The 612-nt window shown below is 52.9% G+C and carries 1 rRNA gene; it reads left to right on the top strand.

The features are described from left to right. Positions 1-13: 13 nt before the first annotated feature. Positions 14-612 (top strand): 16S ribosomal RNA (locus QWL29_RS26575); the annotation flags it as partial.

The raw sequence follows: 612 nt of genomic DNA on the forward strand, positions 1-612 counted from the left end.
ACAAACAGAGATTAAACTGAAGAGTTTGATCCTGGCTCAGATTGAACGCTGGCGGCATGCTTTACACATGCAAGTCGAACGGCAGCGCGGGGCAACCTGGCGGCGAGTGGCGAACGGGTGAGTAATATATCGGAACGTACCCAAGAGTGGGGGATAACGTAGCGAAAGTTACGCTAATACCGCATACGATCTATGGATGAAAGTGGGGGATCGCAAGACCTCATGCTCCTGGAGCGGCCGATATCTGATTAGCTAGTTGGTGAGGTAAAGGCTCACCAAGGCGACGATCAGTAGCTGGTCTGAGAGGACGACCAGCCACACTGGAACTGAGACACGGTCCAGACTCCTACGGGAGGCAGCAGTGGGGAATTTTGGACAATGGGCGCAAGCCTGATCCAGCAATGCCGCGTGAGTGAAGAAGGCCTTCGGGTTGTAAAGCTCTTTTGTCAGGGAAGAAACGGTGGGAGCTAATATCTCTTGCTAATGACGGTACCTGAAGAATAAGCACCGGCTAACTACGTGCCAGCAGCCGCGGTAATACGTAGGGTGCAAGCGTTAATCGGAATTACTGGGCGTAAAGCGTGCGCAGGCGGTTTTGTAAGTCTGTCGTGA

It is taken from the genome of Massilia brevitalea (assembly GCF_030711405.1).
Taxonomy (GTDB): domain Bacteria; phylum Pseudomonadota; class Gammaproteobacteria; order Burkholderiales; family Burkholderiaceae_D; genus Telluria; species Telluria brevitalea.